This window comes from Methylobacterium sp. CB376, assembly GCF_029714205.1.
GTDB lineage: Bacteria > Pseudomonadota > Alphaproteobacteria > Rhizobiales > Beijerinckiaceae > Methylobacterium.
In genome coordinates, this window is the sequence record NZ_CP121648.1 from 3,971,187 (window position 1) to 3,998,142 (window position 26,956).

Annotated in this window: 21 protein-coding genes; 16 read left to right on the forward strand and 5 right to left on the reverse strand. The window is 68.4% G+C overall.

Features of this window, described 5'->3' with window-relative positions:
• Nucleotides 1-313 precede the first annotated feature (313 nt).
• From nifH to QA634_RS17990, 16 genes are all read left to right on the forward strand, one after another.
• Nucleotides 314-1,213: a nitrogenase iron protein gene (gene nifH / locus QA634_RS17915; protein WP_012333316.1), complete on the forward strand. Its 900-nt coding sequence runs from the start codon at nucleotides 314-316 to the stop codon at nucleotides 1,211-1,213.
• A gap of 154 nt (nucleotides 1,214-1,367) precedes the next feature.
• Nucleotides 1,368-2,885 carry a nitrogenase molybdenum-iron protein alpha chain gene (gene nifD / locus QA634_RS17920; protein WP_012333317.1) on the forward strand — a complete coding sequence of 506 codons (1,518 nt, stop codon included), beginning with the start codon at nucleotides 1,368-1,370 and terminating at the stop codon, nucleotides 2,883-2,885.
• A 100-nt stretch (nucleotides 2,886-2,985) separates the two neighbouring features.
• Entirely contained in the window at nucleotides 2,986-4,524 is a 1,539-nt protein-coding gene (gene nifK / locus QA634_RS17925) for a nitrogenase molybdenum-iron protein subunit beta (RefSeq protein ID WP_012333318.1), read from the forward strand.
• A 71-nt stretch (nucleotides 4,525-4,595) separates the two neighbouring features.
• Nucleotides 4,596-6,107: a nitrogenase iron-molybdenum cofactor biosynthesis protein NifE gene (gene nifE / locus QA634_RS17930; protein ID WP_012333319.1), complete on the forward strand. Its 1,512-nt coding sequence runs from the start codon at nucleotides 4,596-4,598 to the stop codon at nucleotides 6,105-6,107.
• 10 nt (nucleotides 6,108-6,117) lie between these two features.
• Nucleotides 6,118-7,500 carry a nitrogenase iron-molybdenum cofactor biosynthesis protein NifN gene (nifN, locus tag QA634_RS17935; protein ID WP_012333320.1) on the forward strand — a complete coding sequence of 461 codons (1,383 nt, stop codon included), beginning with the start codon at nucleotides 6,118-6,120 and terminating at the stop codon, nucleotides 7,498-7,500.
• Nucleotides 7,469-7,963 carry a nitrogen fixation protein NifX gene (nifX, locus tag QA634_RS17940; protein ID WP_043701332.1) on the forward strand — a complete coding sequence of 165 codons (495 nt, stop codon included), beginning with the start codon at nucleotides 7,469-7,471 and terminating at the stop codon, nucleotides 7,961-7,963. Before nifN ends, nifX begins: the two co-directional genes overlap by 32 nt.
• A gap of 216 nt (nucleotides 7,964-8,179) precedes the next feature.
• Nucleotides 8,180-8,656 carry a NifX-associated nitrogen fixation protein gene (locus QA634_RS17945; RefSeq protein ID WP_012333322.1) on the forward strand — a complete coding sequence of 159 codons (477 nt, stop codon included), beginning with the start codon at nucleotides 8,180-8,182 and terminating at the stop codon, nucleotides 8,654-8,656.
• 11 nt (nucleotides 8,657-8,667) lie between these two features.
• A complete protein-coding gene (locus tag QA634_RS17950) occupies nucleotides 8,668-8,865 on the forward strand; it encodes a CCE_0567 family metalloprotein (protein ID WP_012333323.1) in 198 nt (65 codons plus the stop codon).
• Nucleotides 8,866-8,917: 52 nt separating this feature from the next.
• Nucleotides 8,918-9,232: a ferredoxin III, nif-specific gene (fdxB, locus tag QA634_RS17955; protein ID WP_012333324.1), complete on the forward strand. Its 315-nt coding sequence runs from the start codon at nucleotides 8,918-8,920 to the stop codon at nucleotides 9,230-9,232.
• 3 nt (nucleotides 9,233-9,235) lie between these two features.
• Nucleotides 9,236-9,889, forward strand: coding sequence for a nitrogen fixation protein NifQ (locus QA634_RS17960; protein ID WP_012333325.1), 654 nt, complete (start codon nucleotides 9,236-9,238; stop codon nucleotides 9,887-9,889).
• A 146-nt stretch (nucleotides 9,890-10,035) separates the two neighbouring features.
• Nucleotides 10,036-10,320, forward strand: a complete 285-nt coding sequence (locus QA634_RS17965) for a (2Fe-2S)-binding protein (RefSeq protein WP_012333326.1) — start codon at nucleotides 10,036-10,038, stop codon at nucleotides 10,318-10,320.
• Nucleotides 10,321-10,401: 81 nt separating this feature from the next.
• Complete coding sequence (locus QA634_RS17970) at nucleotides 10,402-11,199, forward strand: SDR family NAD(P)-dependent oxidoreductase (RefSeq protein ID WP_012333327.1); 798 nt, start codon at nucleotides 10,402-10,404, stop codon at nucleotides 11,197-11,199.
• Between the two features lie 997 nt (nucleotides 11,200-12,196).
• On the forward strand, nucleotides 12,197-13,561 hold the full coding sequence (locus QA634_RS17975; protein WP_012333328.1) for a dicarboxylate/amino acid:cation symporter: 1,365 nt from the start codon (nucleotides 12,197-12,199) through the stop codon (nucleotides 13,559-13,561).
• 73 nt (nucleotides 13,562-13,634) lie between these two features.
• The gene (locus QA634_RS17980; RefSeq protein ID WP_012333329.1) at nucleotides 13,635-15,920 is read left to right on the forward strand and encodes an NADP-dependent malic enzyme; all 2,286 of its coding nucleotides are present in this window, start codon (nucleotides 13,635-13,637) and stop codon (nucleotides 15,918-15,920) included.
• Nucleotides 15,921-16,188: 268 nt separating this feature from the next.
• Nucleotides 16,189-16,815, forward strand: a complete 627-nt coding sequence (locus tag QA634_RS17985; RefSeq protein ID WP_012333330.1) for an RraA family protein — start codon at nucleotides 16,189-16,191, stop codon at nucleotides 16,813-16,815.
• Nucleotides 16,816-16,872: 57 nt separating this feature from the next.
• On the forward strand, nucleotides 16,873-18,186 hold the full coding sequence (locus QA634_RS17990) for an MFS transporter (protein WP_012333331.1): 1,314 nt from the start codon (nucleotides 16,873-16,875) through the stop codon (nucleotides 18,184-18,186).
• A gap of 1,375 nt (nucleotides 18,187-19,561) precedes the next feature.
• Here the strand turns inward: QA634_RS17990 and QA634_RS17995 are convergent.
• The 5 genes from QA634_RS17995 to QA634_RS18015 all read right to left on the reverse strand — a co-directional run bounded on the left by QA634_RS17995 (nucleotide 19,562) and on the right by QA634_RS18015 (nucleotide 26,877).
• On the reverse strand, nucleotides 19,562-20,809 hold the full coding sequence (locus QA634_RS17995) for a pentapeptide repeat-containing protein (RefSeq protein ID WP_012333332.1): 1,248 nt from the start codon (nucleotides 20,807-20,809) through the stop codon (nucleotides 19,562-19,564).
• Nucleotides 20,806-22,749, reverse strand: a complete 1,944-nt coding sequence (locus QA634_RS18000) for an AI-2E family transporter (protein WP_012333333.1) — start codon at nucleotides 22,747-22,749, stop codon at nucleotides 20,806-20,808. The genes QA634_RS17995 and QA634_RS18000 overlap by 4 nt, the downstream gene beginning before the upstream one ends.
• Entirely contained in the window at nucleotides 22,746-23,123 is a 378-nt protein-coding gene (locus QA634_RS18005) for a response regulator (RefSeq protein WP_012333334.1), read from the reverse strand. Before QA634_RS18005 ends, QA634_RS18000 begins: the two co-directional genes overlap by 4 nt.
• Before the next feature lie 76 nt (nucleotides 23,124-23,199).
• Nucleotides 23,200-25,467, reverse strand: a complete 2,268-nt coding sequence (glgX, locus tag QA634_RS18010; RefSeq protein WP_012333335.1) for a glycogen debranching protein GlgX — start codon at nucleotides 25,465-25,467, stop codon at nucleotides 23,200-23,202.
• Between the two features lie 246 nt (nucleotides 25,468-25,713).
• On the reverse strand, nucleotides 25,714-26,877 hold the full coding sequence (locus QA634_RS18015; protein ID WP_012333336.1) for a TAXI family TRAP transporter solute-binding subunit: 1,164 nt from the start codon (nucleotides 26,875-26,877) through the stop codon (nucleotides 25,714-25,716).
• Nucleotides 26,878-26,956: the final 79 nt, after the last annotated feature.

Sequence of the window (26,956 nt, forward strand, 5' to 3'; positions counted from 1 at the left end):
CGGACGGCGCGCGGTCTTCAGCCTCTCCGCACGAGGAACGCTGCGCGGCCGCAGCGCCCCCTCCCGGCCGCGCCCGCATCGCGCGCGCCGCCCTCTCCCGCCGCCGGGGCTGTCGGAGTTTGTCGGGTTCCCAACAGCCCGGTGGCGTCTGCGCCAATCCCCCTCTGCTGCCATAAGCTACTGAGATGATGGCAGAAACATCGTCCGAAAGCGCTGGCACATCGCTTGCGCAAACAGGGTGCGACGGCGGCGGAAGTCGCTGCCGGCCGTGACATCGGGTGCGATGTCGCCACCTACCAAGCGGGGTTCGACCATGGCTGGTCTGCGCCAAATCGCGTTCTACGGGAAAGGGGGGATCGGCAAGTCGACCACCTCCCAGAACACCCTCGCCGCCCTCGTCGAGATGGGTCAGAAGATCCTGATCGTCGGCTGCGATCCGAAAGCCGATTCCACGCGCCTCATCCTCAACGCGAAGGCGCAGGACACCGTTCTCAGCCTCGCGGCCGAGGCCGGGTCCGTCGAGGATCTCGAACTCGAGGACGTCCTCAAGATCGGCTACAGGGGCATCAAGTGCGTCGAGTCCGGCGGTCCCGAGCCGGGCGTCGGCTGCGCCGGCCGCGGCGTCATCACCTCGATCAACTTCCTGGAGGAGAACGGCGCCTACGAGGACGTCGACTACGTCTCCTACGACGTGCTCGGCGACGTGGTCTGCGGCGGCTTCGCCATGCCGATCCGCGAGAACAAGGCCCAGGAAATCTACATCGTCATGTCCGGCGAGATGATGGCGCTCTACGCGGCCAACAACATCGCCAAGGGCATCCTCAAATACGCCCATTCGGGCGGCGTGCGTCTGGGCGGGCTGATCTGCAACGAGCGCCAGACCGACCGCGAGCTCGACCTCGCCGAGGCCCTGGCCAAGCGCCTGAACTCGCAGCTGATCCACTTCGTGCCGCGCGACAACATCGTCCAGCACGCCGAGCTGCGCCGCCAGACGGTGATCGAGTACGCGCCGGCCTCCGCCCAGGCGGCCGAGTACCGCAAGCTCGCCCAGAAGGTCCACGAGAACGGCGGCAAGGGCACCATCCCGACCCCGATCACCATGGAAGAGCTGGAGCAGATGCTGCTCGACTTCGGGATCATGAAGACCGAGGAGCAGCAGCTCGCCGAGCTCGCCGCCAAGGAAGCCGCCAAGGCCGCGGCCGCCGTCCACTGATCCAACGCGCCACCGGGAGCGGCCGCGGCCGCTCCCCCGCGGCTGCTTCCCGCGGCCGCGGCCGCTCCCGCGCGGCTGCTCCCCCGCGGCCGCTCCCTCCCGGCGCGCGGCTCGACGGCCGCCCCGGCCCTGCCAGCACGGAAGGTCGACTGCCATGAGCCTCGATTACGAGAACGACGGCGCACTCCACGAGAAGATCATCGAGGACGTGCTGGCCGCCTACCCCGACAAGTTCGCCAAGCGCCGCCGCAAGCACCTCTCGGTCGCCACCCCGGCCGGCGCCGAGGAGACCGCGCCCGCGGAGGAGACGCTCCTCACCGAGTGCGACGTGAAGTCCAACATCAAGTCCATTCCGGGCGTCATGACCATCCGGGGCTGCGCCTATGCCGGCTCCAAGGGCGTGGTCTGGGGACCGGTCAAGGACATGGTCCACATCTCGCACGGGCCGGTCGGCTGCGGCCAGTATTCCTGGTCGCAGCGCCGCAACTACTACATCGGCACGACCGGGATCGACACCTTCGTGACGATGCAGTTCACCTCCGACTTCCAGGAGAAGGATATCGTCTTCGGCGGCGACAAGAAGCTCGACAAGGTCATCTCCGAGATCGAGAGCCTGTTCCCGCTCAATCACGGCGTCACGATCCAGTCGGAATGCCCGATCGGCCTGATCGGCGACGACATTGAGGCGGTGGCCAGGAAGAAGAAGAAGGAGATCGGCAAGACCGTGGTGCCGGTCCGCTGCGAGGGCTTCCGCGGCGTGTCGCAGTCCCTTGGCCACCACATCGCCAACGACGCGATTCGCGACTGGGTGTTCGAGAAGCAGGACGGCGAGATCGCCTTCGAGGGCACGCCCTACGACGTCAACGTGATCGGCGACTACAACATCGGCGGCGACGCCTGGGCCTCCCGCATCCTGCTGGAGGAGATGGGGCTGCGCATCGTCGGCAACTGGTCGGGCGACGCCACCCTGGCCGAGATCGAGCGGGCCCCGAAGGCCAAGCTCAACCTCATCCACTGCTACCGGTCGATGAACTACATCTGCCGCTACATGGAGGAGAAGTACGCGATCCCGTGGATGGAGTACAACTTCTTCGGCCCGTCCCAGATCGCGGCCTCGCTGCGCAAGATCGCCAAGCACTTCGGCCCCGAGATCGAGGAGAAGGCGGAGGCGGTGATCGCCAAGTACCAGCCGCTCGTCGATGCCGTGATCGCCAAGTACGGCCCGCGCCTGAAGGGCAAGAGCGTCATGCTCTACGTCGGCGGCCTGCGCCCGCGCCACGTGATCACCGCCTACGAGGATCTCGGCATGGAGATCGCGGGCACCGGCTACGAGTTCGCCCACAACGACGACTACCAGCGCACCGGCCACTACGTGAAGAACGGCACGCTGATCTACGACGACGTCACCGGCTACGAGCTGGAGAAGTTCATCGAGAAGATCCGGCCCGACCTCGTCGGCTCCGGCATCAAGGAGAAGTACCCGGTCCAGAAGATGGGCATCCCGTTCCGGCAGATGCACTCGTGGGACTATTCGGGCCCGTACCACGGCTACGACGGGTTCGCGATCTTCGCCCGCGACATGGACCTGGCGATCAACAACCCGGTCTGGGGCCTGTTCGACGCGCCCTGGAAGGCGAAGCCGGCCCCGGCGTTCCTGGACGCCGCCGAGTAGCACCGCGCCTCGCGGCGCCCCCGCCGCGGGCTCCCCTCCCGTGTGTTCCGACCGATGCGCGCCGCCGTATGGCGCGGCCGCGAGCCAAGGAGCCGTTCCGATGCCCCAATCCGCCGACCGGGTGCTCGATCACGCACCCCTGTTCCGTCAGCCCGAATACCAGGAGATGTTCGCCCGCAAGCGCGAGCAGTTCGAGTGCCCGGCCTCCGGCGAGGCGGTCGAGGCGCAGCGCGACTACGCCAGGACCTGGGAGTACCGCGAGAAGAACCTCGCCCGCGAGGCCCTGGTGGTGAACCCGGCCAAGGCCTGCCAGCCGCTCGGCGCGGTCTTCGCGGCGGCCGGCTTCGAGCGCACGATGAGCTTCGTGCACGGCTCGCAGGGTTGCGTCGCCTATTACCGCTCCCACCTGTCGCGCCACTTCAAGGAGCCGTCCTCGGCGGTCTCCTCCTCGATGACCGAGGACGCGGCGGTGTTCGGCGGCCTCAACAACATGATCGACGGCCTCGCCAACACCTACTCGCTCTACGACCCGAAGATGATCGCGGTCTCGACCACCTGCATGGCCGAGGTGATCGGCGACGACCTGCACGCCTTCATCCAGAACGCCAAGAACAAGGGGTCGGTGCCGCAGGATTACGACGTTCCCTTCGCCCATACCCCGGCCTTCGTGGGCAGCCACGTCGACGGCTACGACAACATGATCAAGGGCGTGCTGGAGCATTTCTGGAAGGGCAGGACCCGCAGCGCCGGCGAGGGACTCAACCTGATCCCGGGCTTCGACGGGTTCTGCGTCGGCAACAACCGCGAGCTGAAGCGCCTGCTCGACCTGATCGGGGTCTCCTACACGCTGATCCAGGACGCCTCCGACACCTACGACACGCCCTCGGACGGCGAGTTCCGGATGTATTCGGGCGGCACCCGGCTCGAGGACGTCGCCGCCGCGCTGAACGCCAGGGCGACCCTCTCGCTGCAGAAGTACTGCACGCGCAAGACCCTCGACTACGCGGCGGAGCAGGGCCAGGAGACCCACAGCTTCCACTACCCGCTCGGGGTGCGCGGCACCGACGAGCTCCTGCTCAAGATCTCGGAACTGAGCGGCCGGCCGATCCCCGAGGCGATCACGATGGAGCGCGGCCGGCTCATCGACGCCATGGCGGACAGCCAGTCCTGGCTGCACGGCAAGAAGTACGCGATCTTCGGCGACCCGGACGTGGTCTACGGCCTCGCGCGCTTCGTCATGGAGACCGGCGGCGAGCCGATCCACTGCCTCGCCACCAACGGCACCAAGGCCTGGGAGGAGGAGATGCAGGCGCTCCTCGCCTCCTCGCCCTTCGGCGCCAGCGGCCAGGTCTGGGCCGGCAAGGACCTCTGGCACCTGCGCTCGCTGCTCTTCACCGAGCCGGTCGATTTCGTGCTGGGCAATTCCTACGCCAAGTACCTGGAGCGCGACACCGGCACGCCGCTGATCCGCACCGCCTTCCCGATCTTCGACCGGCACCACCACCACCGCTTCCCGGTGATGGGCTACCAGGGCGGCCTGCGCCTGCTGACGACGATCCTCGACAAGATCTTCGACAAGCTCGATCAGGACACCATCGACCCGGCCAAGACCGACTACTCGTTCGACCTCACCCGCTGAGCGCCGCGGCGGCACCGGCCCGGCGCCGGTGCCGCCCTCGCAGATGTCCGACCGGATCCGGAGGCAGGGCCATGCTCAAGGACAAAATCGCGGACGTGTTCAACGAGCCCGGTTGCGAGAAGAACCAGGCCAAGGGCGCCAAGGAGCGCAAGAAGGGCTGCACGAAGCCCCTCACCCCCGGGGCGGCGGCGGGCGGCTGCGCCTTCGACGGGGCCAAGATCGTGCTGCAGCCGATCACCGACGTCGCCCACCTGATCCACGCGCCCCTCGCCTGCGAGGGCAACAGCTGGGACAATCGCGGGGCGGGCTCCTCCGGCTCCGACCTCTGGCGGCGCAGCTTCACCACCGACCTCACCGAACTCGACGTGGTGATGGGCCAGGGCGAGAGGAAGCTCTACCGGGCCGTGCGCGAGATCGCCCGCACCTACGCGCCCCCGGCGATTTTCGTCTACTCCACCTGCGTCACCGCCCTGATCGGCGACGACATCGAGGCGGTCTGCGCCAAGGCCTCCGAGACCTGCGGGCTGCCGGTGATCCCCGTGAACGCGCCGGGCTTCGTCGGCTCGAAGAATCTCGGCAACAAGCTCGCCGGCGAGGCGCTGCTCGACCACGTCATCGGCACGGTCGAGCCCGACGACGTCGGCCCCACCGACATCAACATCCTGGGCGAGTTCAACCTCGCGGGCGAGTTCTGGGCGGTGCGCCCGCTCTTCGAGCGGCTCGGCATCCGCATCCGCGCCTGCATCCCGGGCGACGCGCGCTACCGCGAGGTCGCGGCCGCCCACACGGCGCGGGCGACGATGATGGAATGCTCGACCGCCCTCATCAATCTCGCGCGCAAGATGGAGGAGCGCTGGGGCATCCCCTTCTTCGAGGGCTCCTTCTACGGCATCTCCGACACCTCGGACGCCCTGCGCCAGACCGCCCGGCTGCTGGTCGGGCGGGGCGCGCCCTCCGACCTCCTCGACCGCACCGAGGCCCTGATCGCCGAGGAGGAGGCCCGGGCCTGGGCGCGGCTGGAGGCGTTCCGGCCGCGGCTCCAGGGCAAGCGGGTCCTGCTCAACACCGGCGGGGTCAAGTCGTGGTCGGTGGTGGCGGCGCTGATGGAGATCGGCGTCGAGATCGTCGGCACCTCGGTCAAGAAGTCGACCGCCGAGGACAAGGAGCGGATCAAGCAGCTCCTGAAGGACGAGAACCACATGTTCGAGAGCATGGCCCCGCGCGACCTCTACGCGAAGCTGGCCTCGCACGAGGCCGACATCATGCTGTCGGGCGGGCGGACGCAGTTCATCGCGCTCAAGGCGAAGATGCCCTGGCTCGACATCAACCAGGAGCGGCATGTCGCGTATGCGGGCTACGACGGCATGGTGGAGCTCGTCCGGCGCATCGACCTCGCTCTCTCGAACCCGATCTGGGCCGACCTGCGCGATCCCGCGCCCTGGGACGCCGAGGGGCGGCTGACCGCGGCCGGGGCGGCCCCGCGCGCGGAGCCCGGCCGGGATCCCGCCGCGGATCCCACCTTCCTGGCCCATCACCGCAGGAAGTTCGCCGGTGCGGGCGCCGACGACATGGCCGAGTGCTGAGGAGGACGCCGTGAATCCGGTCACCCCGCTCGCCAAGGCGGTCGCCACCAACCCGCTGAAATCCTCCCAGCCCCTCGGCGCGGCCCTGGCCTTCCTGGGCATCGAGGGCGCCATGCCGCTCTTCCACGGCTCGCAGGGCTGCACCTCCTTCGCGCTCGTCCTGCTGGTGCGGCACTTCAAGGAGACGGTCCCGCTCCAGACCACCGCGATGGACGAGGTCGCCACGGTGCTCGGCGGCGCCGACCACCTGGAGGAGGCGATCCTCACCCTCAAGACCCGCACCGGGCCGAGCCTGATCGGCATCTGCACCACGGCGCTGGTCGAGACGCGCGGCGAGGATTTCTCCGGCGACCTCGCCCTGATCCGCGGGCGCCACGCCGAGACCCTCGGCGAGACCGAGCTGGTCCTCGCCCAGACGCCGGACTTCGCCGGCGCCATGGAGGAGGGCTGGGCCAAGGCGGTCTGCGCCACCATCGCGCAGGTCGTGCCGGAGGCCGAAAGCCGCGTCGCCGCCCTCAACCGGATCAACATCCTGCCGGGCCAGCACCACACGGTGGCGGATGTCGAGTTCCTGCGCGAGAGCGCGCTCGCCTTCGGGCTCGAACCGGTGATCCTGCCCGACATCGCCGGCTCCCTCGACGGCACGGTGCCGGCGCGCTGGATCCCGACGAGCTACGGCGGCACGCCGGTCGCGGCGATCCGCGGCATGGGCCGGGCCCTGCACACGATCGCGCTCGCCGAGCACGTGCGCGGGGCGGCCGCCCTGCTCGAGGCCCGCACCGGCGTGCCCTTCACGGTCCTCGACACGCTGACCGGCCTCAAGGCGGCGGACCGCTACGTCGCGCTCCTCGCCTCCCTCTCGGGCAAGCCGGTCCCGGCCGCCCTGCGGCGGCGGCGCAGCCAGCTCGAGGACGCGCTCCTCGACGGGCATTTCCACATCGGCGGCCTGCGGGTGGCGATCGCGGCCGAGCCGGACCTGCTCTACGGGCTCGCCAGCTTCTTCGCCGGGCTCGGCGCCACCGTCGCGCTCGCCGTGACCACCACGGGCGACAGTCCGATCCTCGCCCGGGTCCCGGCCGAGACGGTGGTGGTCGGCGATCTCGGCGATCTCGAGGCCCGGGCGTCGGGCTGCGACCTCCTCGTCACCCACAGCCATGGGCGCCAGGCCTCCGAGCGCCTCGGCATCCCGCTGATGCGGGTGGGCTTCCCGATCTTCGACCGGCTCGGCTCCCCGCACCGGCTCTCGATCGGCCACGAGGGCACCCGCGACCTGATCTTCGAGGTGGCGAACCTGGTCCAGGCCAACCGCCGCGAGCCCACCCCCCAATCCCTCAATCCGTTCCGTGACCGGGGAGAATCCCATGACGGCCTTGCGCAGATTGCGGCTCGTTGAGAGCGAGGAGCCGGCGGAGCAGGCCGCCGGCCCAGCCTTGCGCGTCGCCATCGCCACCCAGGACCTGAAGAGCCTCAACGCCCATTTCGGCTCGGCGCGGCGCTTCGCGCTCTACGACGTGACCGTGCGGGGCTGGAGCTTCGTCGAGGCGGTCACCTTCGAGGAGGTCTCCGACGAGGGCGGCCGGCACCGGACCGACGGCGACGACCGCATCACCCCGAAGGTCGAGGCCCTGCGCGGCTGCCACCTGCTGTTCTGCCTCGCGATCGGCGGCCCCTCCGCCGCCAAGGTCGTCACGGCGAAGATCCACCCGATCAAGATCGCGCAGGCGCAGCCGATCGAGGCCGTGCTGGAGCGCACCCGCGCCATGCTGGCGGGCGCGCCCCCGCCCTGGCTGCGCAAGGTGCTGGCCGCGTCCGGCGCGACCGCCCCCGAACCCTCCTTCGCCGACGACGAGGACTGATCCGCCGGTCGGACGATCACGTCCGGACAGCATCTGACAAGCCCGCGCGGCGCCTGAACGAAGCCGAAATCCGCTTGGCGAAGCAATCCGTCGGATTTCGTCTGACAAGCCCGCGCGGCGCGTGAGCGAAGCCGAAATCCGCATGGCGAAGCAATCCGTCGGATTTCGGTTGATCCGATCGCCGATGGCGACCGCACGACCCCGGAGAGACCGACCATGTCCGAGACCGCCACCCTGGAGCGCGCCCCCGAGGAGGCCGCCCTCGCCACCCCCTTCCTCACCGCCCTGGTGCGGCTGCTGCGCGCCCAGGACAGCTACGGCGCCTGGGAGAAGAAGCCGGACGCCCAGCTCCTGCGGGACTTCATCGTCTCGAAGGAGCAGCGCCGCCAGATCCCGATCATGGGCGATCCCGACCCGGACGTGCTGTGGCGGGTCGAGCTGTTCTACACGGCGGTGGGCCTCGCCGTGGAGGCGCGCGCCGGGCTGATCGCCAGCCCGATGATGAAGATGAGCCACGAGGGTTTCGGCCGCGTGCTGCTCACGGCGGGCCGGCTCATCGTCCTCAACAAGTACCTGCGCGACGTGCACCGCTTCGGCTTCGAGAGCCTCGCCAAGCTCGCCGAGGCCGGCGGCAGGGCGATCGACGAGGCGGCCGCCATGATCGCGGCCCATCCCGACGTCGCCCGCATCTGACGGAGGCCGGCATGTCCGACATCGAGACCCTCAAGGCCGAGATCAAGAAGCTGTCGTCCCGGTCCGTCACCGCCAAGATGAACCTGCACGACCTCTCGGAGGACCTGCCCACCAACTGGCAGTCGATCCTGCGCGTGGCGCAGGAGACCTACGACGCGTTCCAGGCCCTCGACGCGGCGCGCCGCGCCCTCAAGGCCGCCGAGGCCTGATCCCCGGGGCGGCCGCGGGCCGCCCTCCCCCCGGTTGAGAAGGAGCCCCGCCATGGCCTTCACGACGCGCGACGGCCGCGCCTGGATGCCGGATTACCTGGTCGCCATCGACGCCAAGACCTGCATCGGCTGCGGCCGCTGCTACAAGGTGTGCTCGCGCGACGTGATGCACCTGTTCGGCGTCGGGGCGGAGAACGCGCTCCTCGGCCGGGTCGGCGACGAGGACGACGACGAGTTCGACGGGAAACTGGTGCGCAAGGTCATGGTGGTGGACGAGGCGGGCGCCTGCATCGGCTGCGGCGCCTGCGCCCGGGTCTGCCCCAAGGCCTGCCAGACCCACGTTCCGGCCGACCGGATCGCGGCCTGAGCCATGGCCGCGCCCGGATACGCCGCCCTGATGGCGGGCCAGGAGGCGGCCCGCCCGTCCGCCGACCCGTTCGACGCGCATCTCTTCGCCTGCGCGCTCGCGCTCTGCGCCGCGGAGGCGGCGCATCGGGGCGAGAGCCTCGCCGCCCGGCTCGGCCTCGGGCCGGAGGATCTCGCCGCCCTGGAGGCCCGGTTCTTCGCACCCGGCGCCCTGGCGCCCGGCACCCTGGCGCCCGGCACCCTGGCGCGCAGCGGGACCGCACGGCCCGATCCGGGCGAGGAGGAGGCGATGGTCCGCGACCTCCTCCTCGCGCACCGCGCCGGGCGCGGCCCGGAGGAGGCGTGGCTCGCCGCGATCGTGGCCCGCCGGGCGATGGAGCCCGATCACCTCTGGCAGGATCTCGGCCTGCAGGCCCGCTCAGAATTGTCGCGCCTGATGGCGCGGCACTTCCCGGCGCTCGCGGCGGGGAACGACCGCAACATGAAGTGGAAGAAGTACCTCTACCGCCGCCTGTGCGAGGCGGAGGGCTTCGTCCTCTGCACGGCGCCGAGCTGCGGCGTCTGCGCGGATTTCGGATCCTGCTTCGGCGACGAGAGCGGGGAGAGCCGGATGGCGCAGCGGCGCCGGGCGGCCGACCATGCCCTTGCCGCGCCGTGAGCGGGCCGCCCCCTTGCGCTGCCTCAAGGCGCGGCGCGGCGGGCGGGGCGATCCTGGCTCTGCCGGCGGCCTGCCTCCGGTCGCGCCCGGGCGGCCCCGCCCCGCGGCCGCGCGAATGAACCCCGTCCTCTCGGAGCCGAGCCCCGATGATCGTCTGCTCCTGCAACGTCCTGTCGGATACGGCGGTGCGGGCCTGCGCGGCCGACAGCGCCCTCACGCCCGCCGGCGTCTTCCGCGCCCTCGGCTGCCGCATCCGCTGCGGGCGCTGCGCGAAGACGATCCGGGCCATCCTGACGAACCGGGAGGTCGGTCCGGGCGCCCTCCCCTCCTGCGACGGGCGCTGCTGCGCCGCCCGCGACACGGCGGCCTGGATCAACCAGGGAAGCCTCGCGGCGATGGCCGCCGCGACGGCGCAGGCCCCGCCGCGCTGAACGCCGCCCGCCGCCCGGCGGCGGTCCCTTCGGCGCGGCGGGGAAGATCTCGGGCCGCGCGTCCTTCTCTCGGGAGAGCCCATGAGCACCTCGACGCCGTGTTCCTCTGCCGGCGCGGAGCGCGGCGCGCGCGCCGCGGAGCGGGGCGCCGGCCGCACGCTCCTCCTCACCGGGGCGAGCCGCGGCATCGGCCACGCCACCGTCAAGATCTTCGCCGAGGCGGGCTGGCGCGTGATCACCTGCGCGCGCCGGCCCTTCGACCCGAATTGCCCCTGGGAATCGGGCCGGATCGACCATGTCCCGGTCGATCTCGCCGATCCGGCGGCCACCGGCCGCGCGGTCGCGCGCGTGAAGGAGCTGATTGGCGACGGGCCCCTCCACGCGCTCGTGAACAATGCCGGCATCTCGCCCAAGACCCCGGCCGGCGGGCGGCTGTCCTCGGTCGACACGCCGCTGCAGACCTGGATGGACGTCTTCCACGTCAACTTCCTGGCGCCGGTGATCCTGGCGCGCGGGCTGCTCGACAACCTGGTGGCGGCGGGCGGCTCGATCGTGAACCTGACCTCGATCGCGGGGACGCGGGTGCATCCCTTCGCGGGCGCGGCCTACGCGACCTCGAAGGCCGCCCTGTCCTGCCTGACCCGCGAGATGGCCTTCGACTTCGCGCCCTACGGCGTGCGGGTGAACGCCATCGCGCCCGGGGAGATCCGCACCGAGATCCTCTCGGCCGAGACCGAGGCGCATCTCGCGCCGACCATCCCGATGCGCCGCATCGGCACGCCCGCCGAGGTGGCCTCGGTGATCTACTTCCTGTGCTCGCAGCACGCGAGCTACGTCACCGGCGAGGAGGTGCAGATCAACGGCGGCCAGCACGTGTAGGATCTCAACTCGTTCGGCTTGAGCGTGTGGAGGGCGGCCGAGGGTGGAAAGCGGCCGTCGGGCCGCCAGTTCGGCGAGAGCGGCCACTGCGTTTGTCAAGTTTGCGAACCGGGGATCGTCGGACTATGAACCGGTGACAAAGGCCGCGCCTTGGTCCTCGCCTCCTCGGGAGTGACCAACCGAGCAATCGCTTCTTGGAGCGACCATGCAATCACCAGTGCCGTTCGCTCGTGGCCGCTTTCCAGCAACACCCGAGCCTCCGCGATGCCGGACGCCAGCTCACTTGCCGTTGGAGCGGATAAATCCGGCCTAACTTCGACGGGTGGCGATACGTAGAAAACTCGGAACTCCCAGCCTTTCTGGGCTTCGACCAAGTTCGCAATTTTGGCCAGGCTCTGTCTTTGCGATTCGTGCCGGCGCGCCTCTGATGTACACCCGCCGCGATCTCGGCGACGCGAGCCTTGGCAACGGCTTCGTCGCGCTTGCGTCCCTCAGGATGCCAGTGAACGAGATCGAGGTCGTAGACCGGCAGACGCCGAGTCTTCCCCAAGCGCTCGGCCAGCGTACTCTTGCCCGAGCCGCTGTTGCCGATGACGACCGCAACGTGCGGAAGGAGGATGAACCATTCCTCACCCTCGCACGGCCACGCTCCGCTTTCCGCCGAGGCTGTGCCACCGAGGCTGTGTGAAAATGCAGAGGCTGTAGAAGGATCTCCCCTCGCACACCCTGATGGCAGCAGCGCAGAAGATTGTTCTACAATTTCGGGGCGCGCCCAAGTTTTTCACACAGCCTGCACCCTCAGCAGCCATCCGCACGGTCAAGCTGATTGGGTTTTGACCCTAAGCCGTCCAGAACGTCCTACTTCTCCCATAAGTCGAAAAACGAATAAGAGTCCATCGTTTTTATTCTCTTGCCAATCTTAGATTGTGGGGCACCATATCCCTCAAATTCTAATAGGAGCGACCCAAGGCCGACGAGTATTACTTGGGGGAAAACAATGACGGCGGCAATATCCGAGACGGACCATCAAACCGTCAAATGGTACTCTCATCTCTACGTTCAGGTGCTGGGCGCGATTACAGTAGGTGTTGTGCTCGGGCACTTCTACCCGCAGATCGGCGAGCAGATGAAGCCGCTAGGGGATGCGTTTATCAAAGCAATTAAGATGATCATAGCGCCGATCATCTTCTTCGCCGTCGTGCACGGCATCGCCAGCATGGGGGACATGAAGAAGGTCGGGCGCGTTGGCCTCAAGGCCCTGATCTATTTCGAGGTCGTGACGACGCTTGCGCTGATCATCGGCCTTGTCGTGGTCAATCTCTGGAAGCCGGGCGTCGGCATCAACCTCGACCTCTCGACCGTCGACGCGAAGTCGATTGCGAGTTTCACCGCCGAGGCCAAGGACCAGTCGACCGTCCATTTCCTGATGGAGATTATCCCCTCGACCGTCGTGGGTGCCTTCGCCAAAGGCGAGATCCTGCAGGTCCTGTTCTTTGCGATCCTGTTCGCCTTTGGCCTGCAGGCGCTCGGAGAGCGCGGCGGGGGCGTGCTCCGGCTCATCGACACCGTCGGCCACGTCTTCTTCAAGATCGTCGGCTACATCATGAAGGCTGCCCCAATCGGCGCCTTCGGGGCCATGGCCTTCACGATCGGCAAGTACGGTATCTCGACGCTGCTCTCGCTCGGCAACTTCATGCTGTCGTTCTACACGACGTGCCTTCTCTTCATCTTCGTGGTCCTCGGCTCAATCGCGGCGCTACACGGCTTTTCGATCCTGAAGTTCATCCGCTACATCAAGGAGGAGCTGCTGATCGTTCTGGGCACGTCGTCCTCCGAGTCGGTCCTGCCCCGGATGATCGCCAAGATGGAGAATCTCGGCGCCGACAAGTCGGTCGTCGGGCTCGTCGTGCCGACCGGCTACTCGTTCAACCTGGATGGTACATGCATCTACCTGACGATGGCGGTGATCTTCCTCGCCCAGGCGACGAACATCGATCTGACCGTCTGGCAGGAGCTAGGCATCATCGGCGTCCTGCTGCTCACCTCGAAGGGGGCGGCGGGCGTGACGGGGTCGGGCTTCATCGTGCTCGCCGCGACACTCGCCTCGGTCGGTACGATTCCGGTCGCTTCGATCGCGCTAATCCTCGGCGTCGACCGCTTCATGTCCGAGGCCAGGGCGCTCACGAACGTAATCGGCAACGGCCTTGCCACCATCGTGGTCGCCAAATGGGAGGGTGTGCTCGACGAGGAGGTGCTGCGTCGTCGCCTCAACGCGGAAACCGACGCCGAGGCGGACGAGCCCGAGGACGTGGCGATCGCCGACGACGCCAAGTCAGGCCCCCCGCAGCCGATCACGGCCTGATGCGGGCGGCAGGCACGGTGTGGCTTCGAATGGCTATTCGAGGCGTCGTCTGACAACGGAGGAGAAAATCTGAATGGCGGACAATGTCTCGGAAGAGCTGGAGCACGCCGCTCTCGCCTATCATTGCTACCCGTACCCAGGAAAACTGGCAGTAGTGCCGACGAAGCCTCTCGGCACGCAGCGGGACCTCGCGCTCGCATACTCGCCCGGTGTTGCGATCCCGTGCGAGGAAATCGCCGCAGATCCCGACAAGGCGGCCGACTACACCTCGCGCCAGAACCTCGTCGCGGTCGTCTCGAACGGTACCGCGGTGCTCGGCCTCGGTGCCATCGGAGCGCTCGCCTCCAAGCCCGTGATGGAGGGCAAGGCGGTCCTGTTCAAGAAGTTCGCCGGCATCGACGTCTTCGACATCGAGGTGGACGAGCGCGACGTCGACAGGATGGTCGACGTGGTCTGCTCGCTGGAGCCGACCTTCGGCGGCATCAACCTCGAGGACATCAAGGCGCCGGAATGCTTCGAGATCGAGGAAAAGTGCAAGACCCGGATGAAAATTCCGGTCTTCCACGACGACCAGCACGGCACGGCCATCATCGTCTCGGCGGCCGTCCTCAATTCGCTCGAACTCAGCGGCAAGAAGATCGAGAGCATCAAGGTTGTCACATCCGGCGCGGGTGCGGCCGCTCTCGCGACTCTGAACCTGCTCGTCTCGCTGGGCGTGCCGCGCGAGCACATCTGGGTCACCGACATCGAGGGCGTCGTCTACGCGGGACGCAACGAGCTCATGGACCGGTGGAAGGAGGTCTACGCGCAGACGACCGACAAGCGCACCCTCGCCGAGGTGATCGACGGTGCGGATGTCGTCATCGGCCTCTCGGCAGCGGGCGTCATCAAGCCCGAGATGCTGAAGGTGATGAAGCCGAACCCCCTCATCATGGCGCTCGCGAACCCGACGCCCGAGATCATGCCCGAACTCGCCCGCGAGGCGCGCCCGGACGCGCTCATCTGCACGGGGCGCTCGGACTTCCCGAACCAAGTCAACAACGTCCTCTGCTTCCCCTACATCTTCCGGGGTGCGCTCGATGTCGGCGCCTCGACCATCAACGAGGAGATGAAGAGTGCAGCCGTACGCGCCATCGCGGCCCTCGCCCGCGAGGCGCCGTCGGACGTCGTCGCCCGCGCCTATGGCGGCGAGGCGCGGCCTTTCGGCGCTGAGTCGCTGATCCCAAGCCCTTTCGACCCGCGGCTCATCCTGCGCATCGCGCCCGCCGTCGCGAAGGCCGCGATGGACACCGGCGTCGCCCGCCGGCCCGTCGCCGACATCGAGGCCTATACCGAGAGCCTCGGACGCTTCGTCTTCCGCTCTGGCTTCGTGATGAAGCCGATCTTCACCGCCGCGAGGGCCTCGCCCCGCCGCGTCGCCTATGCGGAGGGGGAGGACGAGCGCGTCCTCCGTGCCGTCCACGCGGTGGTCGAAGAGAGGATCGCCCGTCCGATCCTGATCGGCCGCCCGGCGGTGATCGAGATGAGGCTCAAGCGTTTCGGCCTCTCCATCAAGGCCGGACGCGATTTCGACTTCATCAACCCCGAGGACGATCCACGCTATCGCGATTATGTCGCGACGCTCGTTGAACGCGCCGGGCGCAAGGGCATCACGCCCGACGCCGCCCGGACGTTGGTGCGCACCAACGCGACCATCATCGGCTCACTCGCGCTGATGCGGGGCGATGCGGACGCGCTGCTCTGCGGCTTGGAGGGCCGCTTCCGCTCAAATCTGGATCATATCACGAACATAGTCGGCTACGGGCCGGGCATGCACCAACTGGCCGCGCTCAGCCTGATGATCACCTCGCAAGGTCCCCTTTTCCTCGCCCATACCCACGTGCGGCCCAATCCGACCGCCGAGGAGATCGCCGAGATGACGTGTGCCTGCGCAGGCCATGTGCGTCGGTTCGGCATCACGCCGAAGGTCGCGCTCCTGTCGTATTCGGATTTCGGCTCGGGCGATACCGAGAGCGCCGTGAAGATGCGAAAGGCGCTGGCGCTCGTTCAGGAACTGGCACCAGATCTGGAGGCGGACGGCGAGATGGCCGCCGATACAGCTCTCTCCCAACTGATCCGTGATCGGGTTAATCCGGGTTCGAAGCTAAAGGGCGAGGCGAATCTGCTGATTCTGCCGAATCTGGACGCGGCCAATATCGCCTTCCAGCTTGTGCGCGTTCTGGCCGACGCGCTGCCGGTTGGCCCCATTCTCATAGGCCCCTCCAAGCCCGTTCACATCCTGACACCGTCGGTGACGGCTCGCGGAGTCACGAACATGACGGCCGTCGCAGTCATCGAGGCCCAATCGCAGGTGAACTGATCCGGGATCCGCTTGATCGAAGCGGATCCCGGATCACAGCCCGCGCGGCGCCTGAGCGAGGTCCACATCCGCCATTCCGAAGGAATCGCGCGGATTTGGGATGACGCATCCATCTTCCATCAAGTGGAGGGACTTCCATCCGCCATCGAACGCCATCCGCGGCAGAAGAGCGAACGCGGTTCTCTCGTGCTGCCGACGAATGATCTCAAACACCAAATCCGGACTGTGGACCTGTGGCGCCTCCGTCCTTCAAAATGAGGATTTTGTCATGAAGACAATCGAACAGGCAAAGAGCCTCGAGCTTGCGGAGCTGTTCCGTGAAGCACCGGTCGCGGTCATTAGCGACAATCTCGATCGGTTGCCAGGTTTTCTCGACATGCGGCCCTACCATCGGGGCGCCAAGCTGGTTGGACCTGCGCGCACCGTTCGGACGCGGCCCGGCGATAACCTGATGATCCACAAGGTGCTCGAACTGGTACAGCCCGGCGAGGTGATCGTCGTGGCGGGCGAGGGCGACACGACCCGGGCGCTGATCGGCGAAATCATCGTTCGGATCGCGCAGATGCGCGGCGTCGCCGGTTTCGTCGTTGACGGCGCGATCAGGGATCTCGGGACCATTTCCGCCGGTACCTTCCCCTGCTTCGCCCGTGGCGTGATCCACCGCGGACCCTACAAGGACGGCCCCGGTGAGATCGACGTTCCGATCGCGATGAGCGGCGGCACGGTCGTCTCTCCAGGCGACATCATCGTCGGCGACGAGGACGGCGTGGTCAGCTTTCCGCAATCCATCGCCCGTGACCTCTCCGGAAAGGTCGAAGCGCATCTGGCCAAGGAGGCAGCGATCCTGAAGTCGATCGCGAACAGCACCTACACGGGGGCCTACAGCAAGAGTTGACGCGTCAACATTTAGAAAATGCGAAATGAAAAAACCTATATACCACGGGTGGAGACGATGTCTGACACAATGTCTGTAGCTATGCATGCCGGCGGCATCAAAGAAAAAGCGAAACAAGCAACTGGAGCGGCCGTATTCGGCACATTCATCGAATATTACGATTTCAGCGTTTATGGGTATGTGGCGGCGACGCTGTCGCTCGTGTTTTTCCCTGCCGGTGACGCCGTCGCGAACCTGCTCAACACGCTCGCCGTGTTCGGCCTGGCCTTCCTCGTCCGGCCGATCGGTGCCTGGTATTTCGGGCAACTGGGAGACCGCCGCGGTCGGCGCACCAGCCTGATCGCCACCATCACGCTCATGGGCGTCGCATCCGCGCTCACGGGCTTGCTGCCGAGCTACCAGACCATCGGCATTGTAGCGCCGGTCCTCTTGGTGCTGATGAGGCTGCTGCAGGGGTTCTCGACCGGCGGAGAGATCGGAGGCGCCGCCTCGTACATTCGCGAATGGGCGGCGCCGGATCGTCGTGCCCTTTATATCTCCTTCCTTCCCTCGGTGGCGCAGCTGGGCAAAGGCCTGGCGGCCGCTCTCGGCGGCCTTATGGCGGCCATGCTGACCCGGGAGAGCATGATCGAGTGGGGCTGGCGCATTCCCTTCCTGCTGGCTGGTCCTTTGGCGGTCCTGACGATCTGGATGCGCCTGAGCATCGAGGACAGCCCGGAATTCGCGGCGCTGTCCGCTTCGCACAAGACGACCAAGGCCCCGCTCGCGAGCCTGTTCCAGCAGTACCCGACCGCCCTAGCCAAGGTGATGCTGATCTCGGCCGTCCAGAACATCGGCACCTATATCGGAACGGTGTTCGTATCCGTGTATTTCAGCGAGGTACTGGGCTTCAGCAAGGCGGAAGCCGCCACGGTCGTGCTGCTGGCCGTTATCCTGGCGTCGTTCCTGATCCCGCTCGCCGGGATGATCGGCAACCGGGTTGGCGGAAAGACCCTGCTGCTCATTGCCTACACGGCGTACTTGCTGCTCACCCTCCCTGAATTCATGCTGATGAACCAGAACAATATCGTGCTGGCGCTCCTTGGCCTGTCCATCGGGATCATCCCCTACGCCCTGTGCCAAGCGGGCACCTACGCCACGATGCCAGAGATGTTCCCGACCCAGATCCGGCATACGGGCGTTGCCTTCGGGCACAGCGTCGGTGCGGTTGTCGGCGGCGGCGGCGGCCCGTATTTCGCGGCTTGGCTCATCAGCGTCACGGGCAACACCTACATGCCGGCATATATCCTGATGGGAGCGGGCCTCGTCGGTCTTGTTGTGGTCGGCCTGACCGTGCGCCGCAACGTGGGTGGCACTCACCTCTACGCCTAGTGGTTTGAACCGGGATCCGCTTGATCAAAGCGGATCCCGGATCAGAGCCCACGCGGCGCCTGAGCGAGGTCCACATCCGCCATTCCGAAGGAATCAGGCGGATTTGGTATGAGTTGCACACCGGCTTCGCCGTCCCTCACGGATGAAACCTGAGCGTGCATGCGATCAGAGTTTTGCACGTTGGCATAGCAAATTTCTGTTTGGTTGGAAGTTCGTTGGCAGAACCGCGCGACGTTGGCAAGAATGTCATCGGCAGGCTTAGAGCAGCACCCGATCACGTTGCAATCAGGTACTGCCCTCGGTCTTTGATCTTGCCGCATTTTCTGCGACGAACCGGCATCCACTTCGTCGGAAAATGCTCTCGCTCGACTTTGGCCGTTCAGGCTGCGTTGCAGGGGGCGTAGGCCCAGGGCGCAGCGAGGTTTCGGTCTGTCCCGCCGGCAATGGGATGTTGGCAAAGCCCGCTCACGCCAGAGCGCCCGGCGCACGTTGGCCAGCGAATATTGAGTGATATTGAAGGATTAACCAGGTCTGTGTTACGGATTGGAAAGAAATGGCTAAAGCCATTCTACGATTGCTCCAGTGCGATCGCCGTGGCGCGCATCTTTCGAATGGTGAACAGAAAAATAGCTAAGATGTGAGTATACCGTCATCGGATTATCGTGTTTGACATAATTTTCTATTTGTAATAGAAGGAAAATCATTGCGCAATGGGCAATCATGAATCGCGAAATCAAGATGGAATGCAGCATCATCAAATTAGATCCATAAGATTTTGCCGAGAGCGCGCTTGGCTCGGTCTCACGTCCGACGCTGTCAGTCGGGCAGGCCGATCAGGATCTTGCATCGGATTGCCTGGACGCGGACCTTCTGAACGGCGGACCTTCTGAACGGCGGACCTGGGACGCAAGCGGCAGCGGGGCGAGCGCGAACCGGAGGTCTGGCCGGGGCGGGAATCCGACCCGAGCGCGTTCGTCCGACGAAGCGGCCGCGGGTCCGTCGCGGCCGCCGCGATGACGTCGAGACCCTCGCGCAGGATCCGACGGGACGTGATCGGCTGCCGCCCGAGGGCGGGTGCGGCGGCGCCCGCGCGGCACCGGACCTCGGCCGCATTCCGCCGGCCGGGACCGGCCGGTGCCGCATTCCGCCGGCCGGGACCGGCCGGTGCCGCATTCCGCCGGCCGGGACCGGCCGGTGCCCAAGGGGTCACCGGTTCGGCGGCGAACCGAAGCACCGCGTCAGCGGATATGATGCAGGACCAAAAGCAAAGCAGAATTGCCCGGGACACTGTGCTTGGTGTCTGTCACAAAACTCCCGCCGCGCTGCCCTCGCCCCAACGGGCGATGGCAGCGATCGGGAGTTTTGTGAGAGACACTTAGCGCTGCAGCCGGTTGCCGAGGACGAAGCCGAACAGGCCCATCAGGATGATGCCGAGCGCCCCCTGGCTGCCGACCAGGATGTTGGTGACGCGCCCCACGGGCTTGATGCCGAGTTCCGGCTGGTTCGCCGTCATCATGTTGAGGGCGCTGTAGCTCACCAGGTCCAGCGGGTTGTAGGTCGGCACGCCGTCCCGGCCCTCCGGGATCAGCCCCCCGGTCACCCCGTAGAGCGCCGCGAAGACCAGGATCGCCAACGCGAAGGCGCGCACGATCCGCGTCAGGCTCTCGCCGTAATCGCACAGCCACTCGACGAAGCGGTCCGAGAGCCAGTCGGAGCCGTGGCGAAGCCCCGCGCGCCACGCCCCCTCCCGCCACGCGGCGCGGGTCAGCGCTCCCGCGTGGTGGCGGCCCATGCGGCGGGCGCGCTTGAAGGCCCAGCTCGCCCCCTCCCGGTCGCCGATGCTGCGCTGGTTGCGCTCCACCACGAGGTAGCTCGCCACCGCGGCCGCGTAATCCCCCGCCACCTCCTCGCCGACCGCGCCGCCGAGCTGGTCGACCCGCAGGCGCGTGCCCTCCAGCCACGCATGCGCGAAGCGCGCGTGCCGCAACCGGCAGGAGGTGAGGTCGAGCCGCACGAGGCGGGCATCCGAGAGGTCGGCCCCCGACAGGTCGGCCCCGTCGAGCTTCGCCTCGACGAAGTTGGCCCGGCTCAGCCGCGAGCCGGCGAGGGACGCCTTGGCGAGGCTCGCCCCCTCGAACACCGCCCCGGTCAGGTTGACGTTGACGAGCTTCGCCTCGTCGAGCCGGGCGCGGCGAAACAGCGTGTCGTCGGCATCCGCGTCGGTGAAGTCGGCCCCCCAGAGGTCGGCGCCGGTGAAGTCGGCCCCGTCGAGGAGCCCGCCCGCCAGGGTCGCGAAGCGCAGGGTGGCCCCGCAGAAGCGCGCATCCTCCATCATGGCGCCGGAGAAGCGGGCCTGGCCGCCGGCCACGGTCGCGAAATGCGCGCCGCTGAGGTCCGCCCCGCTGAAATCCGCCTCCTCGATGCGGGCGCCGTCGAAGCGCGCGGAGCGGGCGAGGATTCCGGAGAGGCGCGCCCGCGCGAGGTTCGCGCCCGAGAGATCCGCCTCGACGAGGTCGGTCCCCGGCGGCAGCTCCGCCCCGGCGAGGTCGAGGGGCCCCTCGGCGCGGGGCGGCGCCTCCCGCGCGGCCGCCGGGCGAGCGCCGGGCCCGGCCGGCGCGCTCACGCCCGCACCGGCGCGGCCGCGGGGCTCGGCGCGCCGCCCCGCTGGGGCTGCGGCGCGGGCGCGGCGCGGGCGAGGACGGCCCCGAGCGCGTCGCCGAGCGAGGTCACGAGCACGTCCGCCGAGGTGGCCCGGCGCAGGCGCGCCAGCGTGCCGGGATCGCGCTCGCCCCAGAAGCCGACCAGCACGGTCACGCCCGGCAGGGTCCTGCGGGTCTGGCGCACCACGTAGCGGATCTGCGACAGGCTGATCGGCTCCAGGTAGGAGTAGCAGACCAGGGCGGTCGCCCGGGGGTCGACCGCCTCGGCACCCTCGCGCAGCAGGTCCCGCAGCGTCGTCACCCGGGACGGGAGGCCGTGGCGGTCGAGGATCTGGCTCAGCATCCGGGTCGTGGCGAGGTCGAAGGCGCCGCCGCTCGACACGCAGAGCACGGGGGCGGGCCCGCGCCAGCGCGGCGGCAGCGCCGCCCGGTCGAGCACCGTCGCGGCCGCCCGGGGATCGGGACCGACCGCCGCGACGGCGGCGGCGGCCTCGCGGCCGAGCGCCCGCCGCCACAGGCTCGGGCGCGTCGCGCCCAGGCGCTCCACCACGGTGCGGAAGGCCTCGCCGACCTCGTCCTGCCGGGCGCGCGCCACCGTCCCGCGGGCGAAGTCGTCCTGCGCCATCCGCAGGGCGGCCAGCACCACCTCGTCGTAATAGGTGACGAGCGGGCGGGCCTTGAGGAACTGCACGCCCTGGTCGATGGCCTCGCCGGGATCGCCCGCGAGCATGCGCTGGTAGAAGATCTCCTCGGGCGCCAGCGCCGGCCCGTCGCCGAGCAGCACCTCCAGGAATTCCAGCCGCTCGACGTGCCGGCCCAGCACCACGAGGCAGACGGTGAGCGGCGTGGCGAGGACGAGGCCGACCGGTCCCCACAGGAAGGCCCAGACCGTCGCGGCCAGGATCACCGCCACGGGCGAGAGGCCGGTCGAGTGCCCGTAGAGCAGCGGCTCGACGACGTGGCCGGCCACCGGCTCGACGACGAGGAACAGCGCGGCGGTGGCCAGGACCATGGTCCAGCCGGGATCGACCGCGGCCGCGAGCACCAGCGGCAGCAGCGCGCCGATCACCGCGCCGATATAGGGCACGAAGCGCAGGATGCCGGCGATGACGCCGAACAGCACCGGGCTCGGGATGCCGATGATCCAGAGCCCCAGGCCGATCACCACCCCGAAGGCGGTGTTGAGGCCGAGCTGGGCCAGGAAGAAGCGGGTGAGGCGGGCGGTGGCGTCGTCGATCGCCGCCGTGGTGCGGCGCAGGTCGCCCGAGCCCGCGAGCCGGATCGCCCGGTTGCGCAGGTCCTCCCGCTGCAGGAGGATGACGACGCTGAAGAGCAGGATCAGGCCCGTCGTCGCCAGCGGGTGCAGCACGGGGGCCGCGTAGGTGCCGAGGGCCGCGAGCACGCTCGGGCGAGCCTCCACCACCTCGACCTTGAGCGGCGTGCCGGCGGCGGGCGCCGCGCGGTCCTTCGGCTCGGGCGGCGGCTGCAGCTCGCGGCTGAGATCCGCCACCATGTCGAGGAGGCGCGAGACCCCTCCCCCGCCCGCGGTCGCGCCCTGCAGGAGCTTGATCTTGTCGCGCATCGTGAGCGAGTAGCGCGGCAGGTCGGCGGCGAGCTGCGCCGCCTCGCCCGCGAGCAGGCTGCCGACCGTGCCGAGCGCCCCGAAGGCGAGCAGCACCACGAGCAGCACCGCGGGCACCCGCGGGATGCGCAGGCGCCGCAGCGCCCGCACCGCCGGCACCAGCACGAAGCTCAGGAAGATTGCCAGCGTGATCGGCACCAGGATCTCGCGGCCCATGACCAGCAGCACCGCGAGCGCCAGCACGCCGAGCAGGCCGGCGAGCACGACGAAGGCCGGCAGGGCCTGCCGCAGCCAGCGGGCGGTGACCGGATCCTCGCTCACGGCGGGGCGCCGGCGCCGGTGACCGCGCCGATCTGGCCGAGCAGCTTGGCGAAGTCGATCGGCTTGGGGTGGTAATCGTCGCAGCCCGCCTGGATCGCCTTCTCGCGGTCGCCCGACATGGCGTGGGCGGTGAGCGCGATGATCGGGATCGACTGGGTGTCGGGGCTCGACTTGAGCGCGCGCGCGACCGACCAGCCGTCCAGCACCGGCAGGTTCATGTCGAGCAGGATCACGTCCGGGCGCAAGGAGCGGGCCTGCTGCACGCCGGCATCGCCGTCATGGGCCATCACGACCTCGTAGCCGCGGCGCGTCAGGCGCCGGGACAGGAAGTCCCAGATCTCTTCGTGGTCCTCGACGAGCAGGATCTTGGTCACCTCGAGGTCTCCGTCCTGCGAAGGGGACCTCCCGCGGCTCCGCCCGGGCCGCGGGAGGCGGATGGCGGGCGCCGGCTCACCCGCGGAAAGCCGGGCCGAAGGCGACGTGCTCGGCGGTCGCGCGCGCGAAGGCCTGCATCACGTGGGTGAAGGAGCGCTCCACCGCCACGCTCGCCTCGCCCGCGTCGGGCCGCAGCACCATCACCAGCATGGACCGCCCGGTCACCTCGTAGGCGCCGCCGGCCTGGAAGGATCGGGTCTCCTGGCCCTCCGGCAGGTTCGTGTCGATGAGGCGCACCCATTCGTGCCCGCCCGCGGTCTTCGGCAGGGTGAAGCGGACCACGTCGTGATAGGCGTTGATCAGGAGGAGCAGCGTCGCCTCGGAGCCCTGCTGCTTGATGCCGGTCTCCTGCGCGCGCCCGTCGAGGAGCACGGCGAGCGAGCGGGCCTTGCCGTCCCCCCAATGCTCCGGGGACATCTCGTCCCCGTCCGGCGTGAGCCACGCCACGTCCCTGACGCCGAGTTCCTCGTCGTAGCGGCCGGTCAGGAAACGGCCCCGCATCAGGATCGGCAGGGCGTTGCGCAGCAGGATCAGGCGCTGGGTAAACTCGGCGAGGTCGCGTTCCGCCGGTCCGATCGCCTGCCAGTCGAGCCAGGAGATCTCGTTGTCCTGGCAATAGGCGTTGTTGTTGCCCCGCTGCGTGCGCGCGAACTCGTCCCCCGCCAGCAGCATCGGCGTGCCCCGCGCCAGGAACAACGTCGCCAGCATGTTGCGCATCTGCCGGAACCGCACCGCCCGGATCTCGGGATCCGCGGTCGGGCCCTCGACCCCGTAATTCGACGAGAGATTGTGCGAGTGACCGTCCCGGTTCTCCTCGCCGTTCGCCTCGTTGTGCTTCTCGGCGTACGAGACCGTGTCGGCCAGCGTGAACCCGTCATGCGCCGTCAGGAAGTTCACCGAGGCCCAGGGCTTGCGGCCGCGCTTGTCGAACTTGTCGGCCGAGGCGGTGAAGCGGGCCGCGAGGGCGGGCAGCAGGCCCTCGTCGCCGCGCCAATAGGCCCGCACGTCGTCCCGGAAGCGGTCGTTCCACTCCGCCCAGCCCGGCGGGAAGCCGCCCACCTGGTAGCCCCCCGGCCCGCAATCCCACGGCTCCGCGATCAGCTTCACGGAGTTCAGCACCGGGTCCTGCAGGCAGGTGTCGAGGAAACCGCCGCCCTCGTCGAAGCCGTAGGATTCGCGGCCCAGGATGGTGGCGAGGTCGAAGCGGAAGCCGTCGACCCGCATCTCGGTGGCCCAGTAGCGCAGGGAATCGGTCACCATCTGCAGCACCCGCGGATGCGAGAGGTTGACGGTGTTCCCGGTGCCGGTGTCGTTGATGTAGTAGCGCCTCTGGTCCGGCAGCAGCCGGTAGTAGGAGGCGTTGTCGATGCCCTTGAAGGACAGGGTCGGCCCGCGCTCGTTGCCCTCGGCGGTGTGGTTGTAGACCACGTCGAGGATCACCTCGAGCCCGGCCCCGTGAAGGCGCGCGACCATCTCCTTGAACTCGGAGAAGGCGAAGTCCGGGACCGCGGCGTAGCGGCGGGCCGGGGCGAAGAACGAGATCGTGTTGTAGCCCCAGTAGTTCCAGAGGTCCTTCTGGCGCAGGTAGTCGTCCTGCACGAAGGAGTGCACGGGCAGGAGCTCGACCGCGGTGACGCCGAGGCTGCGGATGTAGTCGAGCACGGCGGGCTGGCCGAGGCCGGCGTAGGTGCCGCGCAGGCGCTCGGGCACGCCCGGATGCAGCTTGGTGAGGCCCTTCACGTGGGCCTCGTAGATGATCGTGCGCTCCCACGGCACGTCGGGCTTGCGGTCCCGGCCCCAGGTGAAGGCCGGGTCGATCACCCGGCCCTTGCGGGTGAAGGGGGCGCTGTCGCGGTCATCGAAGGTGAGGTCGTCGCCGCTCTCGAGCCGGTAGCCGAACAGGGCCGGGTCCCAGGTGATCGACCCGACCAGGGCCTTGGCGTAGGGGTCGAGGAGCAGCTTGTGGGGGTTGAAGCGGTGGCCCTCGTCGGGCTCGTAGGGGCCGTGGACGCGGTAGCCGTAGATCGTGCCCGGGCGCGCGTCGGGCAGGTAGCCGTGCCAGATCTCGTTCGTGTACTCGGGCAGGTCGATCCGCTCGATCTCGGTCTTTCCGGAATCGTCGAACAGGCAGAGTTCGACGCGGGTGGCGTGGGCGGAGAACAGCGCGAAGTTGACGCCGAGCCCGTCCCAGGTCGTGCCCCGCAGGTTCGGGCTTCCCTCGCGGATGCGCGGGCGCGCCATCACGTACGGCGCCGACACCCGGCCGCCATCAACCCTCGACATCTCGGTTCCTCGCATCCGCACCGGCGGCAGCCCGATCCCGCGCTGCCAAGCACCACCACGCGCTCAACGTGCGGCCGCGAAGGAAGGTCCGGCGGCGCGGGCGGGACACCTGCGGAAAACTCCCGGACGGGCGCCGCGGGCCCGGGCGATCCGGTTCCAGGCATCATGCGCCGTAGGGGTCACCGGTTCGGTGGCGAGAAATCACGCGAAAACAAGAGGCTAAGCAGGATTGCCGCGTGCAGTTGCCTAGAAGCTCGAACCCTTCGTCTGCCGGTCCGGGACCCTCTCGCCCAGGCTGTTGATGGCGCGGCCGCGGCCTTTCCGCCATTGCAGGTAGGCTTGGTAGAGTTCCTCCTTGCCGGTCGCGGCACTCGGCTGCTGGTCGTTCAGGAAGGCCGTGAAGTCTCCGCCCCCGGAGGTCTGCGGCTCGCGATGCGCGTCGAGCCACTTCTGGGCCGGCAGGAACCGGGTCCAGCCGCTCACCTCGGCGGCCAGGTTGACCTCGCGCCATTTCGGGTGGCGCTGCGGCGCGAGGAACTCGTCGAACTTGCCGAAGAACGCATCCACGAAGCGGGTGAGCTTGGCGTAGCGGGCCGAGCCCTTCACGGGCTTGTAGACCCCGAGCACCGTGCCGACCGCCAGCGTCTGCACCTCGTCGGCCTGTCCCATGAGCTTGGGGTAATCCTGCTTGGTGAGCGAGGCCGGCAGGTAGGCATCCTCGACCGCGGCCGCGTACTTCGCCGGGATGAGGTGGAACTTGCCGCCCGGATCGAAGCCCGCGATCATCGCCACGGGCTTGGCGGCGACGGAGACGACGGCGTCCACCTCGCCCTTGCGCAGCATCTCGAGCGCCGTCGGCTGATCGACGTTGATCGCCTGCACGGCGATCCCGAGCTTCCGGAACATCGCCCGGCCGCTGTAATCGGTGCCGCTGCCCTTGACGTCGAAGGTCACGCGCTTGCCCGCGAGCTGCCGCGCATCCGTGACGTCGACCGGACCGATGATGTGCAGTTCGTCGTCGAACAGCTTGGAAATGTACTGGATGCGGGTGTCGACCTTGGTCAGCCGCTTGTCCTCGCGCAGCTGCTCGAGCGTGTCGGTGCGCAGGAAGGCGAGGTCCACACCCTTCAGGAACAGGAGGTCGTAGGCGTTCTGCCCGGCGCCCTTCCCGAGGATCGGGAGGATCCGCAGCTGCTTGCCGTCGTCGAGCACGAAGGCGAGGTCCGCGCCGATGCGGAAATAGGTGCCGCCCGGCGTGCCGGTGACGATCGAGACCGTCGCCGCGTTCATGCTGTCGCCGACCATCCCCTCGCTCTCGGCGGCCGGCGCCGCCTCCCGGGCCTGGGCCGGGGAGCCCGGCGCCCCGGCGAGCAGAGCGACCGAGATCGCGAGGGCCGCGAGACGGGTCATCCGACGTCCGACAGATTGCTTGGCCATGCGGATGTCGGCGTCGCTCAAGCGCCGCGCGGGCTTGTCATCCCAAACCCGC

What these genes read in the sequence shown, in the direction of transcription:
- nifH (WP_012333316.1), top strand. Translation starts at nt 314, where the DNA reads ATGGCTGGTCTGCGCCAAATCGCGTTCTACGGGAAAGGGGGGATCGGC.
- nifD (WP_012333317.1), top strand. Translation starts at nt 1,368, where the DNA reads ATGAGCCTCGATTACGAGAACGACGGCGCACTCCACGAGAAGATCATC.
- nifK (WP_012333318.1), top strand. Translation starts at nt 2,986, where the DNA reads ATGCCCCAATCCGCCGACCGGGTGCTCGATCACGCACCCCTGTTCCGT.
- nifE (WP_012333319.1), top strand. Translation starts at nt 4,596, where the DNA reads ATGCTCAAGGACAAAATCGCGGACGTGTTCAACGAGCCCGGTTGCGAG.
- nifX (WP_043701332.1), top strand. Translation starts at nt 7,469, where the DNA reads ATGACGGCCTTGCGCAGATTGCGGCTCGTTGAGAGCGAGGAGCCGGCG.
- QA634_RS17945 (WP_012333322.1), top strand. Translation starts at nt 8,180, where the DNA reads ATGTCCGAGACCGCCACCCTGGAGCGCGCCCCCGAGGAGGCCGCCCTC.
- QA634_RS17950 (WP_012333323.1), top strand. Translation starts at nt 8,668, where the DNA reads ATGTCCGACATCGAGACCCTCAAGGCCGAGATCAAGAAGCTGTCGTCC.
- fdxB (WP_012333324.1), top strand. Translation starts at nt 8,918, where the DNA reads ATGGCCTTCACGACGCGCGACGGCCGCGCCTGGATGCCGGATTACCTG.
- QA634_RS17960 (WP_012333325.1), top strand. Translation starts at nt 9,236, where the DNA reads ATGGCCGCGCCCGGATACGCCGCCCTGATGGCGGGCCAGGAGGCGGCC.
- QA634_RS17965 (WP_012333326.1), top strand. Translation starts at nt 10,036, where the DNA reads ATGATCGTCTGCTCCTGCAACGTCCTGTCGGATACGGCGGTGCGGGCC.
- QA634_RS17970 (WP_012333327.1), top strand. Translation starts at nt 10,402, where the DNA reads ATGAGCACCTCGACGCCGTGTTCCTCTGCCGGCGCGGAGCGCGGCGCG.
- QA634_RS17975 (WP_012333328.1), top strand. Translation starts at nt 12,197, where the DNA reads ATGACGGCGGCAATATCCGAGACGGACCATCAAACCGTCAAATGGTAC.
- QA634_RS17980 (WP_012333329.1), top strand. Translation starts at nt 13,635, where the DNA reads ATGGCGGACAATGTCTCGGAAGAGCTGGAGCACGCCGCTCTCGCCTAT.
- QA634_RS17985 (WP_012333330.1), top strand. Translation starts at nt 16,189, where the DNA reads ATGAAGACAATCGAACAGGCAAAGAGCCTCGAGCTTGCGGAGCTGTTC.
- QA634_RS17990 (WP_012333331.1), top strand. Translation starts at nt 16,873, where the DNA reads ATGTCTGACACAATGTCTGTAGCTATGCATGCCGGCGGCATCAAAGAA.
- glgX (WP_012333335.1), bottom strand. Translation starts at nt 25,467, where the DNA reads ATGTCGAGGGTTGATGGCGGCCGGGTGTCGGCGCCGTACGTGATGGCG.
- QA634_RS18015 (WP_012333336.1), bottom strand. Translation starts at nt 26,877, where the DNA reads ATGACCCGTCTCGCGGCCCTCGCGATCTCGGTCGCTCTGCTCGCCGGG.